1 pseudogene is annotated in these 267 nt (G+C 55.1%); it reads right to left on the bottom strand.

The annotated features are described in order from the left end of the window. Positions 1-232, bottom strand: a pseudogene (ytfB, locus tag FN960_RS24155) (cell division protein YtfB); the annotation flags it as partial. Positions 233-267 lie beyond the last annotated feature (35 nt).

The following is a 267-nucleotide window of genomic DNA, read 5'->3' as shown; positions in this document are numbered from 1 at the left end:
GTTCTTCTGTCGGCGGTTGTGATTGCGACTGAATATCTAACTGCGCTTCACGCGTCACCACCGGCGCGTTGGGCGTATCATCAGATGGAAGCAGAAATCCGACCACCAATATAATGGCGGCAATAATGATCCCCCGACGATGCATCGGCGGCAGCGGGTCCATGAAGCGAAAATTGTCCGGCGCGTGCCAGACTTTCTCCAGGGTTGGTTTTAGTTCAAAGCGCCCGGGCATGGTTTCCTCCTGCTCCGCGTCTTGTTCCTCAATCA

Source organism: Alkalicoccobacillus porphyridii (assembly GCF_007293315.1).
Classification (GTDB): Bacteria; Bacillota; Bacilli; order Bacillales; family Bacillaceae_D; genus Alkalicoccobacillus; species Alkalicoccobacillus porphyridii.
This window is presented reverse-complemented; position numbering and strand designations above follow the sequence as displayed.